Source organism: Bariatricus sp. SGI.161, assembly GCF_050313695.1.
Classification (GTDB): Bacteria; Bacillota; Clostridia; order Lachnospirales; family Lachnospiraceae; genus JAFBIX01.
The window spans coordinates 220996-239346 of the sequence record NZ_JBNPLX010000001.1 but is presented as its reverse complement, the minus strand read 5'-3'; the positions used below and the strand labels follow the sequence as shown (position 1 = coordinate 239346).

The window sequence follows — 18351 nt, the reverse complement described above, 5'->3', positions numbered from 1 at the left end:
GGAAATAGCGTATGAGTAAAGTATTATCTTATGGAATGGTAGGAGGGGCGTTGGATGCATTTATCGGAGACGCCCACCGTAAGGCAATTAATATTGACGGTAAGGCGAGGCTTGTAGCAGGATGTTTTTCGCGGTCATGGGAAAAGACCCTGGAAGCAGGCGAAGCGTTGAATGTGCCAGAAGATCGTCTGTATCATGATTTTTATGAAATGGCAGAGAAGGAAGCTGCGCGTGAGGATAAGATTGATTTTGTAGTAATAGTAACTCCGAATTATGCACATTATGATGCATGTAAGGCTTTTTTGAATGCAGGGATTGCTGTATCCTGTGACAAACCGCTCTGTGTGGAACCAGAGGAAGCAAAAGAATTGGAAGCACTTGCAAAAGAAAAAAATCTGCAGTTTATGGTTACCTATACATATTCCGGGCATGTGACAGCAAAGAGCATCCGTGCTACCATCGCAGCAGGAGAGATTGGAGAGATTCGCACTATCATGGGTGAATATCCGCAAGGATGGCTGGCAGCAGAAGATATCAGTGGAAATAAGCAAGGAGAATGGAGAATCAACCCTGCACTTTCTGGAAAGACAAACTGCCTTGGTGACATTGGAACTCATATTGAGAATACTGTATATCGGATGACAGGGCTGAAGATTAAAAAAGTTCTGGCAAAAATGGAAAAAATTGTTCCTAACAGAAAACTGGATGACAATACGACGGTTCTGGTAGAGTATGAGAATGGCGCTTCTGGATGCTACTGGTCCTCTCAGGTGGCAATTGGTCATGATAACAGTCTGAGAGTGCGTATTTATGGAAGTAAAGGAAGCATTCTGTGGTTCCAGGAAAATCCAGAAGTCTATCAGGTATATCGGGAGGACGGAAGTATCACAGAAATCCACAGAGGATATGATGCAATCAAACCAGAGGCGGCAAAATATCAGAGACTTCCAAGTGGACATACAGAAGGGTGGCTGGAAGCCATGGCAAACTTATATTCCAGTTTTATCGATTGCCTGAATGCACAGGCTGAGGGTAAATTTACGGAAGATATGATAGATTACCCTACCATAGAAGATGGTGTGGATGGTGTTGAATATATTGCAGCCTGTTTAAAGAGCCAGGATGCAGGAAATACATGGGTAGATTTTAATTAAAGTGAATTTGTAAATAAGAGAAGACAGTAAAAGGAGGAAATGATTATGGCAAGACCAGTAACAATTTTTACAGGACAATGGGCAGATATGTCTCTGGAAGAAATCTGTAAAACTGCAAGTGAGATGGGATATGATGGATTAGAGATTGCGACATGGGGGCAGATTAATTGCCACAAAGCTGCAAATGATCCTTCTTATGTAGAAGAAGTAAAAGCAACTCTGGAAAAGTATAATCTGAAATGTACAGCTCTTGGAGCTCATCTTCCAGGACAGTGTGTTGGAGATCTGTGGGATCCGCGTCTGGATGGTTTTGCACCTTCTGAGCTTGCAGGACAGCCGGAAAAAATCCGTGCATGGGCAATCGAGGAGATGAAAGATGCTGCCCGTGCAGCAAAAGCAATGGGATGTGAAGTAGTAACAGGATTTATGGGATCGGCAGTATGGAAATATTGGTATTCATTCCCGCAGACTAGTGAGGAAATGATTGAGAATGCATATAAAGAACAGGTGGAATTGTGGACACCTATCTTCGACGTGTTTGATGAGTGCGGTGTGAAATTTGCATTAGAGATTCATCCGACAGAAATAGCATTTGATTATTGGACAACAAAACGTCTGTTAGAAGCATTTGATTATCGCCCGACGCTAGGAATTAACTTTGATCCAAGTCATTTGATCTGGCAGGGAATTAATCCAACATTATTCCTGCAGGATTTCATTGACCGTGTATATCATGTACATATCAAAGATGCATTTGTTAATCTGGACGGAAGAAATGGTATTCTTGGCTCTCATCTTACATTCGGAGATATGAAGCGTGGATGGAACTTTGCATCACCAGGACATGGAGATGTAGATTTTGATAAGATTATTCGTGTTCTAAATGCAGCAAATTATCAGGGACCTTTGTCAGTAGAATGGGAAGACAGCGGAATGGAAAGAGTATATGGCGGTACAGAGGCATGTGAATTTGTAAAGAGTATTAATTTCCAACCGTCTGATATTGCATTTGATGATGCATTAAAGAGCGAATAGTAGAAAAAGCAAAAATTAACTATACCATACACAGCTTTTTTGGTACAATGAAAAAAACGAAAGAGAGGCTAGTGTATGCAGGGGATTTTTGAATCAATTAATGGAATTTTTGCCTTTGTAGGTCCGTTATCGGATTTTCTGTGGGATTTCCCAACGAATTTTGAGTGGTATTCATCGATTCCGCTTCTTGGGAATTTTTCATTTGCAATCATATTGCTTTTGGGTTCTGGAATTTTTTTCAGTTTCCGAATCGGTTTTATGCAGGTGACCTATTTCAAAAAGGGAATTAAGATTATGACGGAGAAGAGGAAGGTTGATACTGGAATCTCTCCACTTGCAGCGTTCCTGTTAAGTTCTGCCATGCGTGTAGGACCGGGAAATATTATCGGAGTTACGGGTGCCATTGCGGTGGGAGGACCGGGAGCCCTATTCTGGATGTGGATATCTGCATTTTTTGGAATGGCAGTGGCTTACATGGAAGGTGTGCTGGCGCAGATCTTTAAAGAGAAGAAAAATGATGAATTTATCGGAGGGCTTCCATTCTATGGAAGAAAACTTCTGGGAAATAAAGTCTGGATTGGAGTGTTCCTATCCGTGCTTTATATCTTATATGCCTTCTGTTGTCTGCCGGCACAGGGATTCAACGTGGTATCCTCTGTGGGAAGAATGGCTGAGATTGTAACAGGAGCAACGATTGCGACAGATTCTGCATTTTATTATGCAGTGGGAGCGTTGATCATTGTATTGACAGCTGTCATAGCTTTTGGCGGAATTAAGAAAGTAACCAAGTGGACGGATAAGATGGTTCCGGTAATGGCGGTACTTTATATCATAACGGTGTTGATACTGATTCTCTTAAATCTTGGTTCGGTTCCGTATTTCTTCCGTGCAGTTTTTGGCGGTGCGTTTAAGCCGGAAGCGTTCTTTGGCGGAATGTTCGGAACCGTCCTGGCACAAGGTGTGAAGCGTGGATTGATGTCGAACGAGGCTGGTCAGGGTACAATCACCATGTCTGCAGCCGCTTCTGACGCAAAGCATCCATGTGAACAGGGTATCCTGGCATCTATCGGGGTGTTCCTGGATACCATCGTGATCTGCACACTTTCAGGGTTTGTTGTAGTTATGGCGCACTGCTGGGATGGACCGGATGCAGCGGCTTGGGCAGAACTTGACAAGCTTCCGAAGTTTACAGAGTCTATTGCGACACTGACACCGGGAACAGCAGCCAATGCACTGGTGACCTTTGTGATTACATTGTGTTTCTGCATGTTTGCATATACCTGTCTTCTGGGAATGATCAGTTTCTCTGAGATTGCAGCCAATCGAATCCGTAAGGATAAAGGCTTCATTAATGTAGTCAGAGGAATTGCACTTTTTGTAGCAGCATTTGGTATTCTGTGTAATATTGCCGGTCTGGAATTGGGAAACTTATGGGCATTTTCGGATCTTGGAAATATCCTGATCGTGTTCTTCAACGTTCCGATCGTCTATGTGGGAGCGAAATATGTGCTTCGTGCTACAAAGCATTATAAGAAAAATGATGGGACGCCATTTACTTCGGAAGTGATTGGAAGAACAGACTGTACGTTCTGGGATGAACGGGCAGAGAAATGATACTTAAAATGTAAAATAGCTTTCTCAGGGAATGGAACCTTGAGAAAGCTATTTTTTAATTACATGAACATATTCTGTGTTCCTACATAACGGATGCCATCTTCAAATACTCTTTTTCCTCCAAGAGTTACCAGTTTGACATCGTTTAGAAGAGTAATGTCTTTACTTAAGTCACCGACGACCACGAGGAGGTCTGCATCCAAGCCTTCTTTGACCAATCCGCGTTCATTTTCAAAACCAAGCACTTTTGCAGGATTGGAGGTTGCAGTCTGGATGGCCTGAACTGGTGTGATTCCATATTCCACCATATACTGCAGCTCTCTAGGAAGTGGCAGCAAAGGAGAACCATAGACTACCATATCGGTTCCGGCAAGAACGGTTACGCCTGTGTCGTAAAATTTCTTGAAATTGTCACGGTAAGCCTTGTATGCTGGTTCGAAATATTCCCAGTTGGCCATTTCTTTCTGCATGACTGGATCATTGACCGGTTTGCCGGCACATTCTTCCAGATTCTTCTTGGTAATCTCATACAGATATGTATAAGCCATGATTGTAGGCGTCCATGCAAGTCCCTTTTCAGCCATCTGCTGTGCCTGTTCATAGGTCATAAAGGTACCATGCTCAATGGTATCAAATCCAGCATCAATACTCATCTGGATACCTGGCTGTGTTCCGGCGTGAATTCCACATTTAATTCCTCTTCTGTGACATTCATCGACAGCTGCATCCAGTTCTTCCTGGGTATATTCTGGAATGTGGCTGCGGTGGGTTGTGAGGATTTTGATCCATTCAGCACCGTCACGCACCTGACGACGAATCTCCTTACGAATCTCCCAAGGTCCATCCACCTGTGCGATATCATCATCCCATCCATGGCCACCGGTCATGCACATTCCATTATCAACATGCGTGATTCTTGGAATCGTGATAAATCCCTTTTCTGCGGCTAATTTTAAAGTCGCACACAGTTTTCTTGCAGATGTCATATCACGTACACTGGTGATGCCGCGTTCAAAAGCGGACTGCGCATGCTGGACCGCAAATAATGTGATCAGCTGATCGTTGTAATTGAAGCTGTCCGGCTGTGAAAACCAGTAGCCAAGATGCACATGCATATCACAAAGTCCTGGTAAAAGCGTTGCATCCCCATAATCCTTTACTTCTTTTTCAGGAAACTCTGCGATGAGTTCTTCTTTGGTGCCAATTTTCTTGATCTTGCCATCTTCAATGGCAACCGCCTGATCTTCAAGAACGGTCTTTCCGTCGCCGGTAATCATGTGTTTTGCGCTAATAATCATAGTAATTCCCTGCCTTTGTTTATTTATTGACATAATTATAACGCATATTGATAAGAATAGCTATCCTTGTATCAGATATATGGGGAAAATAATTTCCTTGACTTACAAGTCTTACAGATGTAATATATAGAAAAACAGACTGTAGACTGGCAGGATATTTTTTTTGATTTTAAATCTTACAATTGTAAGAAAAAAGGAGGCATAATGAAGAAAAAGCGTAGATATTTTAAGTGGATTGTAATGATGGCAGCAGGATTGGCAATCATTATTGCAGTATCCTATCTTGTAGTATTTGTGAATCATGTCATGGTAAGGAAAACACCGGAAGAACTACTGGCGGAATACATGGACAATATTCCAAAGCAGCAATACGATGCGATGTACTCAATGATAGACGTAAAGGCATCGGGAAATATCAGCAAAGAAGATTTTATCCGGCGTAATTCTGCGATTTATGAGGGAATAGAAGTGCAGAATATGGTGATAGAGATTCTCAGTTATGACAAGAAGGAGGAAGTGGTAACTTACCAGACATCTTTCGAAACGATAGCCGGGCAGATCAGTTTTGAAAATGAAGCGACCTTTAAGAAGAATGAAGGTGGTTACGCTCTGATATGGGATGATTCACTGATTTTTCCGGAATTATCATCTTCAGATCAGGTAAGAGTAGATATCATTCAGGCAGAGCGAGGAGCTATCTTGGACCGGAATGGAAAAGTTCTTGCCGGGAAGGGAACAGCATCTTCTGTTGGAATCGTTCCGGGAAAGCTGCAAGACAAAAATGATGTCATACAAAAGTTGGCAGAATTACTTGAGATGGAGCCGGATGAGATTGAAGCAAAGTTATCAGAACAATGGGTAAAAGAAGATTCCTTTGTGCCGGTGAAAACGATTTCGAGAAATATTGCGCAAGAGGCATTTCTGGAGATACCGGGTGTTATGATTACAGAGGTAGAAGTGCGAGAATATCCTTTGAAGGAGGCAGCTACACATCTTATTGGATATGTCCAGAATGTAACGGCAGAAGATCTGGAAGAGCATGAAGGAGAGGGATATACTGTCAACAGCATAATTGGGAAAAGTGGACTGGAAGGATTATTTGAAAAAGAATTAAAAGGACAGGATGGCTGTCGGATTCTCATTGTGGATGATGAAGGCAGTGAGAAAGAGGAACTGGCTTGCACACTGGTTCAGAACGGGCAGGCTATTCATCTTACCATAGATGCCGGCCTTCAAAGTTCATTATATGAGCAGTTCCAGGAGGATAAGGGCTGTTCCGTGGCAATTCAGCCTGATACAGGAGAAGTGCTGGCGCTGGTCAGTACGCCATCATACGATAATAATGAGTTTATTCTAGGATTGTCTGATGAACGATGGGCAGCACTGAATGAGGATGAGAATCAGCCGTTGTATAATCGGTTCCGGCAGGTGTGGTGTCCAGGTTCCACATTGAAGCCTGTTGTAGCAGCTATTGGTTTGGAATCTTGTACGGTCGATCCGGCAGAAGATTACGGGTCGGAAGGTCTGAGCTGGCAAAAGGATGCTTCCTGGGGATCCTATTATGTGACAACGCTTCACGAATATGCGCCTGTGAATCTGGAGAATGCATTGATCTATTCGGATAACATTTATTTTGCAAAAGCAGCACTGAAAATAGGTGCAGAAGAGATGGAAAATTCGTTGAAAAGGCTTGGATTTTGTGAAGAACTTCCATTTGAGATTCAAATGGGAGAATCTCAGTATTCCAATACGGAAAGTATTGAGACAGAAGTCCAGCTTGCTGACAGTGGCTACGGCCAGGGACAGATTCTGGTGAATCCACTGCATCTGGCATGTATTTATTCCTCTTTTTGTAATGATGGCAATGTGATAAGACCATATTTAATCTATCAGAATGAGGCAAAGGGGGATGCGTGGATTCCCGATGTATTCTCGAAAGAAACGGCTACGGTCGTATTAGATGGGATGAAGAAGGTTGTAAATGATCCCAATGGAACCGGATATGCAGCGCATCGAGAAGATATAATCCTTGCTGGAAAGACGGGAACAGCAGAGCTTAAGGAATCACAGGAAGATACTACGGGTACAGAATTGGGATGGTTTGCAGTATTTACTGCGGAAGAAACCGCAGAGAATCCTATTCTGATTGTCAGTATGGTCGAAGATGTAAAGGAGAGGGGAGGAAGCGGATATGTTGTGGAAAAAGACAGACAGGTTCTGGAAGAATGGTTTGAAAGGTAGGTCTGGAATATTTATAATGACAGTGCTGCTTGGAATCGTAGTGTTATCAGGAATCTCAGGATGCAATCGGGAGACACAGACACAGACAGGAAAAGAATCTGAAAATAGCAGCGAAGAAGCGGATCGAATCGCAGAGACATATCGCGATATCTATGAAAACGCAGAAAAGGATGGTACTTTAGGAAGTCTGAAAGTTATGCACAGTATCATACATCGTCTTGGACAGAATGGCTATATCGCGGTAGACAGTGAAAATCAGGTTGATATGACAGGTGCAGAAAGGGTTGAGGAATTCTGTACACAGGTGGAAGCAAAAGAGACATCGGAGATAACCGTTATCGTGGTTGATGATCATGGTGGATTTACAAGATATGTTCTGATGACAAAGGACGGAGATGTAAAAGTAAACAGAGATTATTATGTTCTCAGGGATGACAAGGCAGAATGTACAAGTTCTGATACATATTCTCCCTATACGTGGGAATATACCGAAGAGGGCTATCTGTTCTTTGAAAAGTACCAGATGTCCGGGTATGACGGCCCCTCCGGTCATACGGCTCTGAGGGTACAGCCTCTGGATGAAACGTGCCGTCAGCTCAATCGTCAATATATCATGCCGATTGGCTATGCTTCGAATGACTTGTTCCTGTCAGACTGGAATGAGATGGATGTCGGCGATATTAATTTTTATGATTTATTTGATATTCTATATTCAGAAGTATATGGTGAAGAATCCCCTTATGTAATAGATGAAAATTATGAAGCCGAGCCAATCAGCTATATCCCAAAAGAAGAGTTTGAACAGGTGATCCTGTCTTATTTTAGAATCAGCAGAGAAGTCTTACAGTCAAAGACGACCTATAATTCTGAAAGGGAAAGTTATCAATACAGACCCAGAGGAAGGGATGAATTGGAATCGCCGGAAGTTCCGTACCCGGAAGTGACAGACTATGCAGAAAATGAGGATGAAACGATTACACTAACAGTAAATGTAGTATTCCCAGAGAAAAATACATCAAAAGTGTATGCCCACGAGGTAGTAATCCGACCATTGGATGACGGAAAAGTACAATATGTGTCGAATCGTATCATTCCTTCAGAAGACAACCAGGAAGCCACCTGGCATGTCCGCCGTCTGACAGTAGACGAGTGGGAACAATGGTATGGAAAGGATCTCTCTCTTATGAGTGATGACGATGGAAGCTTTCCTACGCAGGAGCAGATTAGAGAAATGGGGGAGCCTGTCATGACAGAAGAACGGTATTCCAATCTGAAGAATTATGAAAAAGCAGATGCATTTTTAAAAAGATGTCAAAAGGGAAAAACCGGAACGGTCGCAATATATGAGGTTCGTGAGGATGGCAGTATAGGACGGCGAAAATATATTTTTGACGGCAGTGATATGTTTGTACTGAGTACCAATGCAGTCTCACTGGAAGATAATACGATGAGAGTAGAGTATATTTCCTGCATAAAGATTAAGGAATGGGAATATACCGAGAAAGGCTGGTTTTGTTATGAACTATGTGTTCCAGAACCGCCAGAGGTTACAGAAATCGTTGATGGAAGCTGTCTGATCAGGATAAAGCCACTGACACAGGAGCAGCAAGAGTTATCCCGACAATGTGTGGCCAAACTGGGATATCAGGGGAATAATCTTCTGTGTTCTGATTGGGATATGAATCATCTGGAAGACCTTGATTATAATGGAATGTATGAATCCCTGTATCGGATGAAATATCAGGAGGAGTTTCCACAGGACCGCTATAGGGACGGAATTCCGAAAGAAGAGTTTGAAAATCTGATTATGGAATATATTCCAATCACTTCAGAACAGATACAGGAGTATGCAGTATATGATACAGAAAATCATACATATGCGTGGAGCCCATTGGGATGTCAAAATTTTACACCGACTTTTTTTGGTACATCTGTTCCGGAGGTTACGGATATCCGAAAGAACGAGGATGGTACAGTCACGTTGACAGTGGATGCAGTGTGTGATACGGTACTTTGCAGCGACGCAGTTATAACCCACGAACTTACGATACGGTTTTCAGAAGACGGTGCTTTTCAATATTTGAGTAATAAAATATTAGGTGACGGCATTCAGGATATCCCGGAATATCTGTATCGTATTAGAAACTAATAATTTGGAAAATGCTTTGCTGCATATATATTACAGAATATTCATATCAGACAAGATAGATGTGGTTATTTCAGTTGCGTTACCTCCGGTAGCGTTGCTGTCTGCTTCTATGTTGGCAGCAAAAAAGTATGTATTATCTGCAGTTTCAATATAGCCTATAAACCATCCGTTTACATCCTGCCCATTCACACGTCCAGTTCCTGTTTTTCCATAAAATGTACCGGCATCAGAAGAGGAAAGGCGTATGGAGTCCTTTACAGCATTGATATTTTCAGAAGAGAATCCCAAGCTGTTATTATGGAGTTTTATTAATAGTTCGACTTGTTCCACAGGTGAAATCTTTAAGGAAGATTCCATCCAATAAGTGGAGAGATCGCCGCTTAAGTTTTCATTTCCATATCTGATTTGCTGAATATAGCTGTAAATGTCAGCGGATGTAAGTTGTTCATCTATTGATTGGAAATACCAGTTAGCAGAAGAGCTCATCGCAGACTGCAAGGTCTGATCAGCGTTCCATGCTTCAAACGGATAATTTTCTCCATCCCATGCGATAAAGGAATCTTCTGGTGTAATGACACCTTCTTCTAATCCAAACAAAGCGTCATATATCTTATAAGTGGAGTCTGGCGCAACTCGCAAAGTGGCATGCTCCTTGTCGTGTATGCTCCATGCATCATTTTTCAAATCGTATAAAACAAAGCTGCCTTCATATTCTTTAAAGTATGCAGAGAGGTCTACATAGGAAATATTCTCTGAGGAGGAGTCCCACTGGTAGTAACTTTCATCCGATGCATATGTAGAAATAAAAGGTGCAAGTCCTAAAAGGAGAACAGCAGTCAGCAAAAATGCCGTCATACCTTTTAACCTTTTCATAAATGTTGGCTTCTCATAAGAGGCAATATTGATAATCCTGCGCTTCATCTGCTTCATGTTTCCACCAAGGCCGGCAGTAAACGGAAAAGGAGTAAGTGAAACCTTTTCTGCAAAGTTAATCAGGGTATTTCCATAATCCTCGTAGTTGTCCTCCTCGAGCATATTTAGAACGGAGGTATCACAGGCAACTTCTCTGTCATTACGCATTTCTTTCAGGGCGTACCACACAAGAGGATTGAACCAATATACTACTCCGGCAAGATTCATCAGATAACTGGCGATAGCATCGAGGTGCTTATAATGCTGCAGTTCGTGCAACAGCATATACCGCATATCGGATTCATGATAATCAGAAATCAGATGAATCGGCAAATAAATACAAGGTTTCAAAAGTCCTACAATAATCGGGGATGTCAAAAATGCGGTGCTATATACAGGAATCTCTCTGCGAATTTCCATTTCTTCTAAACAGTGACGATATAGTCTGCGGACTTCCTGATTCTGAAGGGGGAGTGCAGAGTTTTCCAAATCGCGTAGACGGAGAAAGGATTTGATTACCAATAGGATCATTGCAAAAATGCCTACAATCCATATTCCCAATAATATGTATCCGACAATGGATGGAGTTTTGCTGTTTATCGAAAGAGTAAAGTCATTCATCCAATCTACATTTTCAGTAGGATTGGTTCCCACGGTTTCTCCTATGGCGGTTCCGGTGCCAGAAGATGAAGCGCTTCTCAGGCTGCCGAGCAATGAGAAGATTTGCGGAACCCCGATTAGACGCAATGGCATAAAAGGAACTGCCAAAAGCCCAAGCATCAGGAACCACAGATGATACTGCATTCGGCTGGACAGAGTGTTTTTGAATATCCGTTTGGCCATCAAAAGAATTCCGATGATACCGTTGATAAACACATTGCATATTAAAAAGCTTATCATAAAATTATCCACGTTAATCACCACCCTTTTGTGACCTCCTGGAAAGAAGAGAGCGAAGCGTATCAATTTCTGTTTCAGATAGCTGGTCATTTTCTATATATGCAGACAGCATGGCAGTGATATCTCCATCATAATATCGATTCAGAAAAGAATTACTTTCCTGACAAATATATTCATTCTCCCTTACCATAGGTGTATAGACAAATACACGGCCCTGCTTTTCATAGGAAAGAGCACCCTTGTTGACAAGACGCTTGATCAGGGTCTGTATCGTTTTGGGACTCCATGTGGTAGTCTGTGTCAGACGTTCCGTTATTTCATTTGTGTTGATCGGCGCGTATTTCCATACAAGTTTCATGACTTCATACTCAGCTTCTGAGATCTGTGGCAAATTTCCCATATTGAATCACTCCTTAAATATTACAAATGTAATAAAAACATTATATATTCTTTCGATAAAAATGTCAATTTACGCATATAAATAGTGAAAAAAATATCATATGAAAAGTTTTAAAAAATGGCTTGACTTCTGGAAAATCAGTGTATATGATTCGTATGTCGGTGTTTATCAAATGCAAAATAATTATAGTTATTGAGGTAGTTTTATGAATTATAACAAAATTTTACAGGGGATTCTTGATATTGGAGAAGCAATGCTGCAAAGCGGTGCAGAGAATTTCAGACTGGAAGACAGTCTGTACAGAATGTGTAAAAGTTATGGATTTACACGGTATGATGTATTTGTAATTCCGAGTAATATCCAGATAACAGTGGAAACACCGGAAGGGGATATTATCACTCAGATCCGGCATATTGAATCAACAGATATTAATTTTGATCGTTTAGATTATTTGAATAATTTGTCCCGTTATGTCTGTCAGAATAAACCAGATGAGAAAAAATTACGCGAAAAGTATCTGGAGGTTATGAATCGGGAAGAGCAGCATCCTGCTGTTAAGTATTTTGCAGGAGTTATGGGTGGAACCGGATTTGCGGTTTTCTTTGGATGCGGATTTATGGATGCAATCGTTGCAGTCATTGTCTCATTGATGATCGTAGTGGTTGGCGAATGGCTGAGTAAAAGAGAAAGTAATCTTATGGTATATAATATGATTCTGTCTTTCTTATCAGAGGTCATTATCATTCTGCTGGTGCGACTTGGAATTGGAAGCCATGCGGAATGGATTATGATTGGAATTGTTATGCTTCTGATCAGTGGACTTGGAGTGACGAATGGAATCCGTGACCTTTTGCAGAGAGACTTTATCTCTGGATCTTTGAATATCATGAATGCGTTTTTAGGTGCAGCCGGAATTGCGTTTGGAATTGCGCTTGCTATGCTCCTGCTGGATGGCGTATCTTTGGAAGGATTTATTTTAAATAACAGTATTCCGATTCAGTTGATTTCCTGTACGATTGCATGTACTGGTTTTGCATGGTGGTTCAAGATTAAGGGAAGACAGGTATTATATACCAGTGTTGGTGCGTTTTTTACATGGGCAATTTATCTTGTAGTATTCGAGTTAGAGCCAAGTAATTTTCTGGCAACTCTCTTAGCATCGATTTTCGTGGCATTTTATGCATTTATTATGTCTAGAATTAACAAAGCTCCATCTACCATCTTTTTGACAGCTTCAGTATTTCCGTTGATTCCAGGACCAAATCTGTATTATATGATGTATGGATGTGTGAGCAGGGATATGGAGATGGCATTCAGCGAAACGGTTGTTTTACTTGCAACCTGTCTTGCTATTGCATTTGGTTTTATCATTGTAGATGTAGCTTCAAGGGGAATTATGCGCACATTGAAGAGAGAATATCATATCAGTAAGAGTTCATAGAAGATACGTGACTTATAGGGAGGGTATAGATGCTGACAATTGGAACGCATATGTCGATTGCCAAAGGACTGGCAAAAACTGCAGAAAATGTGGTGGAGATGGAAGCAAATACTATGCAGATCTTCAGCCGCAATCCCAGAGGTTCTAATTTTAAGACATATGCGGATGAAGAGATTGCAAAATTTCAAAAAATACGGCGGGACAATCAGTTTGGCCCGCTTTTGGCGCATGCGCCATATACCATGAATCTTGCCAGTGCGCAGGAAAAAGTGTATGAATTCGCATGCACAGTGATTCGGGAAGATACGGCCAGGATGGATGCGCTTGGAATTGAGAATATGGTATTTCATCCGGGCAGCCATACCGGAATCGGAATAGAGGCAGGTATAGAGAATATTATTGCTGGTCTTGATCAGGCAATTACCGGTGAAGAGAATATCACGATACTATTAGAGACTATGACGGGAAAGGGAACAGAGATTGGTGCAAGGTTCGAGCATCTGAAAGCAATTCGTGATGGTGTGAAGCATCCGGAGCGTATTGGTATCTGTCTGGATACCTGTCATGTATTTGCGGCAGGATACGATATTGTCAATGATCTGGATGGCGTTCTGGAAGAATTTGATCAGGTCCTTGGTCTGGAGCTTTTAAAAGCGATTCATCTGAATGACAGTATGATGCCATTTGGCTCTCACAAAGATCGACATGCGACGATTGGTTCGGGAGAGATAGGAATGAATACGCTGCTACATGTATTAAGACATCCGTTATTAAGGGAACTTCCTTTTTATCTTGAGACACCTTTGGATGATCAGGGACACAAAGAAGAGATACAGATGATCAGAGAGAAGTTGAGTTAGATTTATGGATGCAGGATTAACATTACGACCGATTGCATATATACATACAGAGTTTTCGTCTAAGTTTGGAATTCCCCGCCAGAGTGGACTGGCGGATACGAAAGCAGAGATTGTTTTTACGCCAGAGTATCGTAATCCAGATGCATGCAAAGGAATGGAAGGATATTCACATCTCTGGCTGTTGTGGGAATTTACAGAGGCAGTACAAAAGGAATGGAGTCCGACGGTAAGACCTCCAAGATTGGGTGGGAATCAGCGAGTAGGAGTGTTCGCTACGCGTTCTCCATTTCGGCCAAATCCTATCGGACTGTCTTGTGTTGAATTAGAGAAAATAGAATTAAGGGAAGGGTTAGGAATTGTGTTGCATGTAAAGGGAGCCGATCTTTTGGATGGGACTCCCATTTATGATATTAAGCCGTATCTTCCTTATGTAGACAGTTATCCAATGGCGAGAGGAGGATTCTCGGAGAGAGTAAGAGAGTATAGACTTGAAGTAGAGATACCAGAACAATGGATCGCAATCGTTCCTGAGGAAAAACAAGCGGTGTTGAAACAGATTCTCAGCCAGGATCCCAGACCGGCTTACCAAAAAGATCCTGAACGCGTATATGGAATGGAGTATGCGGGGATGGAGATTAAATTTCTAGTACGAGAGCAAGTGTTGACTGTATGTGAGATAAAGAAACATTTTTAAATAGATATATATAAGATTAGGAGGGTGTGTATGGATTTTATAGTAGCTTCTTATGAGCATATTGATAAGATGTGCGAGATTACAGAACAGGCAAAACGACAATTACGTGGTCTGGGGCTCGATCAATGGCAGAAGGGATATCCTTCCAGAGAAGTGTGGCTACAGGATGCGAAAGAGGGCTGTACATATCTCGCAGTGGAGGATGGAGAGATTGCGGGAGTATTTGCATTTCAGACGACTCCAGATCCATCTTATGCGCAGATTGACGGGAAGTGGTTGACAGACGGAGAATATGCATCTATGCATCGTGTTTGTGTGTCTGATGACTTTAAAGGTAAGGGTGTTGCCGGAAAGATGTTTCAGTATGGATTTGAGATGGCGAAGAAGGCCGGATTCCGGGCAGTAAGGATTGATACACATCCGGGAAATCTTCCGATGCAGAGAGCACTTACTAAGGCAGGATTCGTCCCGTGTGGTAATATCCGTTTAGTTGGCGGATGTGAAGATGGGGATCCAAGAATTGCTTTTGAGAAAATTCTGTAGGAGGGATTTTGGTGAAGATTTCAACAAAAGGACGTTATGCGTTAAGAATTATGATTGATCTGGCCAGACATGATGAGGGAAGCTATATTCGGTTAAAAGATATTGCAGAACGGCAGAATATCACATTGAAATACATGGAACAGATCATGCCGCTTCTGACAAAAGCCGGATATGTAAGAAGTTACCGAGGAAATAATGGTGGCTATATGTTGGCACGTAAACCGGAAGAATATACTGTGGGAGATATTTTACGTACAACAGAAGGAAGCATGGCACCAATTGCGTGTATTGAAGATCGGCCAAACCGCTGCCCAAGATGTGAAGAATGTACAACATTGCCGTTTTGGGAAGGATTGTGGAAGGTTATCAATGAATATACAGATCGCTATACATTGGCAGATCTAATGGAAGATAAAGATAAATAAAAAGAAAATAATAAAGTGGCATGTACAAAAAAAGCAAAACTGGATATTTCAAAAACGCCAATTGTAAGTATAATACTCCTATATAACATATTAAATATATAGGAAAGGTAGTATATCGAATGAAGGAAAACAGATATGAATTAAATAAGCAGTTGGCACAGATGTTAAAAGGCGGCGTTATTATGGATGTTACAACACCAGAGCAAGCCAAAATTGCAGAGGCAGCAGGTGCTTGTGCAGTAATGGCTTTGGAGAGAATTCCTGCGGATATCAGAGCAGCAGGTGGAGTATCTCGTATGAGTGATCCAAAGATGATTCGGGGAATTCAGGAAGCGGTGTCTATTCCAGTTATGGCGAAGTGTAGGATTGGTCATTTTGTAGAGGCTCAGATATTAGAGGCAATTGAGATTGATTATATCGATGAAAGTGAAGTCCTTTCTCCTGCAGATGATATTTATCACATTGATAAGACAGAATTCAAGGTTCCATTTGTCTGTGGAGCGCGAGATCTGGGAGAGGCACTTCGCCGTATTGCAGAAGGAGCATCTATGATTCGCACGAAAGGAGAACCAGGTACCGGAGATGTTGTTCAGGCAGTCAGACATATGAGAGTTATGAATGCGGAGATTCGTCGGGTTCAGAATCTTCGTAAAGACGAATTGTTTGAAGCAGCAAAGCAATTACAGGTTCCAGTAGATTTGTTAGAATATGTGCATGAGCATGGAAAACTTCCAGTGGTTAATTTTGCAGCCGGCGGTGTAGCTACACCTGCAGATGCAGCGCTGATGATGCAGCTTGGAGCAGAAGGCGTGTTCGTAGGTTCCGGAATCTTCAAATCTGGAGATCCGGCAAAACGGGCCTCTGCAATTGTAAAAGCAGTGACTAATTATACAGATGCAAAATTAATCGCAGAATTGTCCACAGATCTGGGTGAAGCCATGGTCGGTATCAATGAGCAGGAAATTGAACTTCTTATGGCAGAGCGAGGAAAATAATATGACAGTAGCAATCTTAGCCTTACAAGGCGCATTTGCGGAACATGGACAGATGTTGGATAAGCTTGGTGCAGATCATTTTGAGATACGCCAGAAAAAAGATCTGGAAAAAGAGTTTGATGCACTGATATTACCGGGTGGAGAAAGTACCGTAATGGGGAAATTACTTCATGACTTAGACTTATATGAATCAATCAGAGATAAGATATTGGCGGGAATGCCGGTATTCGGCACTTGTGCAGGATTAATCTTATTGGCCAAAGATATAGAAGAGGAAGCAACACATCTGGCAACTATGGATATCCGTGTGAAGCGGAATGCATATGGAAGACAGCTTGGAAGTTTCTATACGGAAGATGAGTTCCGGGGGATAGGAGAGATTCCCATGACATTTATCCGTGCACCATATATAGCAGAAGTTTTTGGCGAAGCAGAAGTTCTGGCTCGGGTAGACGGAAAGATTGTAGCAGCAAGGCAGAACAACCAGTTAGTGACTGCCTTTCATCCAGAACTGTCAGATGATCTTAAAGTGCATCAATATTTTTTGAATATGATTTCTTAGATAAAAGCCATCAGAGATATACAGATATTTCTGATGGTTTTCTTGTGCTTTTGAAAAAATAATTATAAAATATAGTTGACAAATATGAGAAGTAGGAATATAATCCTATTAAACCTATTAAATAAGTAGGAAAAACGGAAAATAAAGAAAAGGAAGGAATAGAGACATGGCAAAGATTTATAAAGGAACATTAGGACTGATTGGAAATACACCGCTTGTAGAGGTGGCTAATATTGAGAAAGAATTAGGATTAGAAGCAACGGTTCTGGTGAAATTGGAATATTTCAACCCAGCAGGAAGCGTAAAAGACAGAATTGCCAAAGCAATGATTGAAGATGCAGAAGAAAAAGGAATATTAAAAGAAGGTTCTGTCATTATTGAACCAACATCAGGCAATACAGGAATTGGGCTTGCATCCATTGCAGCCGTAAAGGGATATCGTATTATATTGACGATGCCTGAGACCATGAGTGTTGAGAGAAGAAATATTTTGAAAGCATATGGAGCAGAGCTGGTTTTGACAGAAGGGGCAAAAGGAATGAAGGGAGCTATTGAAAAAGCAGAAGAACTTTCCAAAGAGATTCCAAATAGTTTTATTCCGGGACAGTTTGTTAATCCTGCAAATCCTGCAATTCATAGAAGTACAACGGGTCCGGAGATCTGGAAAGATACAGACGGAAAAGTAGACGCATTTATTGCCGGGGTAGGTACAGGAGGAACACTTACAGGTGTAGGTGAATATCTGAAGTCTCAGAATCCAGATGTAAAAGTGGTAGCAGTGGAACCGGCAGGATCTCCGGTATTGTCAGAAGGAAAAGGTGGTCCGCATAAGATTCAGGGAATTGGTGCGGGATTTGTTCCAGAGGTATTGAATACATCTGTTTATGATGAGATTATCAAGATTGAGAATGAAGATGCATTTGAGAAAGGAAAACTTCTTGCAAAATATGAAGGTGTTCTGGTGGGAATTTCTTCTGGAGCTGCGTTGTCAGCAGCAATTCAGCTGGCAAAACGCCCGGAATACAAAGGCAAGACGATTGTAGCATTATTGCCGGATACAGGCGACAGATATTATTCTACACCACTGTTTACAGAATAGATGAATTGAAAGATGTGCAGGTAGAAAAA

Annotated in this window: 16 protein-coding genes; 13 read left to right on the top strand and 3 right to left on the bottom strand. The window is 41.6% G+C overall.

Annotation, left to right across the window (positions count from 1 at the left end; all coding sequences use genetic code 11):
- Positions 1-11: 11 nt before the first annotated feature.
- The 3 genes from ACQRBH_RS01145 (at position 12) to ACQRBH_RS01135 (ending at position 3803) form a co-directional block, all read left to right on the top strand.
- Positions 12-1154 (top strand): Gfo/Idh/MocA family protein, encoded by a 1143-nt coding sequence (locus ACQRBH_RS01145; RefSeq protein ID WP_427760716.1) that lies wholly within the window; start codon positions 12-14, stop codon positions 1152-1154.
- 45 nt (positions 1155-1199) lie between these two features.
- Complete coding sequence (locus ACQRBH_RS01140; protein ID WP_427760715.1) at positions 1200-2189, top strand: sugar phosphate isomerase/epimerase family protein; 990 nt, start codon at positions 1200-1202, stop codon at positions 2187-2189.
- Positions 2190-2264: 75 nt separating this feature from the next.
- Positions 2265-3803, top strand: coding sequence for an alanine/glycine:cation symporter family protein (locus tag ACQRBH_RS01135; protein ID WP_427760714.1), 1539 nt, complete (start codon positions 2265-2267; stop codon positions 3801-3803).
- Between the two features lie 59 nt (positions 3804-3862).
- Here ACQRBH_RS01135 and ACQRBH_RS01130 read toward each other — a convergent pair whose 3' ends face one another.
- A complete protein-coding gene (locus ACQRBH_RS01130) occupies positions 3863-5101 on the bottom strand; it encodes an amidohydrolase family protein (RefSeq protein ID WP_427760713.1) in 1239 nt (412 codons plus the stop codon).
- Between the two features lie 204 nt (positions 5102-5305).
- Here ACQRBH_RS01130 and ACQRBH_RS01125 point away from each other — a divergent pair, with 204 nt between their 5' ends.
- Complete coding sequence (locus ACQRBH_RS01125; RefSeq protein WP_427760712.1) at positions 5306-7342, top strand: penicillin-binding transpeptidase domain-containing protein; 2037 nt, start codon at positions 5306-5308, stop codon at positions 7340-7342.
- Positions 7293-9491 (top strand): DUF6070 family protein, encoded by a 2199-nt coding sequence (locus ACQRBH_RS01120; protein ID WP_427760711.1) that lies wholly within the window; start codon positions 7293-7295, stop codon positions 9489-9491. The genes ACQRBH_RS01125 and ACQRBH_RS01120 overlap by 50 nt, the downstream gene beginning before the upstream one ends.
- A gap of 30 nt (positions 9492-9521) precedes the next feature.
- Here the strand turns inward: ACQRBH_RS01120 and ACQRBH_RS01115 are convergent, their stop codons facing one another.
- Together ACQRBH_RS01115 and ACQRBH_RS01110 are read right to left on the bottom strand one after the other, a co-directional pair.
- The gene (locus ACQRBH_RS01115) at positions 9522-11315 is read right to left on the bottom strand and encodes a BlaR1 family beta-lactam sensor/signal transducer (RefSeq protein WP_427760740.1); all 1794 of its coding nucleotides are present in this window, start codon (positions 11313-11315) and stop codon (positions 9522-9524) included.
- A 1-nt stretch (position 11316) separates the two neighbouring features.
- A complete protein-coding gene (locus ACQRBH_RS01110) occupies positions 11317-11703 on the bottom strand; it encodes a BlaI/MecI/CopY family transcriptional regulator (protein WP_427760710.1) in 387 nt (128 codons plus the stop codon).
- Between the two features lie 205 nt (positions 11704-11908).
- On the opposite strand from ACQRBH_RS01110, the gene ACQRBH_RS01105 reads away from it, so the two are divergent.
- The 8 genes from ACQRBH_RS01105 (at position 11909) to cysK (ending at position 18322) form a co-directional block, all read left to right on the top strand.
- Positions 11909-13144, top strand: coding sequence for a threonine/serine ThrE exporter family protein (locus ACQRBH_RS01105; protein WP_235232859.1), 1236 nt, complete (start codon positions 11909-11911; stop codon positions 13142-13144).
- Between the two features lie 29 nt (positions 13145-13173).
- Positions 13174-14004, top strand: a complete 831-nt coding sequence (locus ACQRBH_RS01100) for a deoxyribonuclease IV (RefSeq protein WP_235232860.1) — start codon at positions 13174-13176, stop codon at positions 14002-14004.
- 4 nt (positions 14005-14008) lie between these two features.
- On the top strand, positions 14009-14698 hold the full coding sequence (gene tsaA / locus ACQRBH_RS01095; protein ID WP_427760709.1) for a tRNA (N6-threonylcarbamoyladenosine(37)-N6)-methyltransferase TrmO: 690 nt from the start codon (positions 14009-14011) through the stop codon (positions 14696-14698).
- 30 nt (positions 14699-14728) lie between these two features.
- On the top strand, positions 14729-15241 hold the full coding sequence (locus ACQRBH_RS01090) for a GNAT family N-acetyltransferase (RefSeq protein WP_235232862.1): 513 nt from the start codon (positions 14729-14731) through the stop codon (positions 15239-15241).
- An 11-nt stretch (positions 15242-15252) separates the two neighbouring features.
- Positions 15253-15666, top strand: coding sequence for an RrF2 family transcriptional regulator (locus ACQRBH_RS01085; protein WP_235232863.1), 414 nt, complete (start codon positions 15253-15255; stop codon positions 15664-15666).
- 119 nt (positions 15667-15785) lie between these two features.
- Positions 15786-16661, top strand: coding sequence for a pyridoxal 5'-phosphate synthase lyase subunit PdxS (gene pdxS, locus ACQRBH_RS01080; protein WP_427741799.1), 876 nt, complete (start codon positions 15786-15788; stop codon positions 16659-16661).
- Position 16662: 1 nt separating this feature from the next.
- A complete protein-coding gene (gene pdxT, locus ACQRBH_RS01075; protein ID WP_347376748.1) occupies positions 16663-17223 on the top strand; it encodes a pyridoxal 5'-phosphate synthase glutaminase subunit PdxT in 561 nt (186 codons plus the stop codon).
- 166 nt (positions 17224-17389) lie between these two features.
- Positions 17390-18322, top strand: coding sequence for a cysteine synthase A (gene cysK, locus ACQRBH_RS01070; protein ID WP_427741796.1), 933 nt, complete (start codon positions 17390-17392; stop codon positions 18320-18322).
- The last annotated feature ends 29 nt before the right edge of the window (positions 18323-18351 follow it).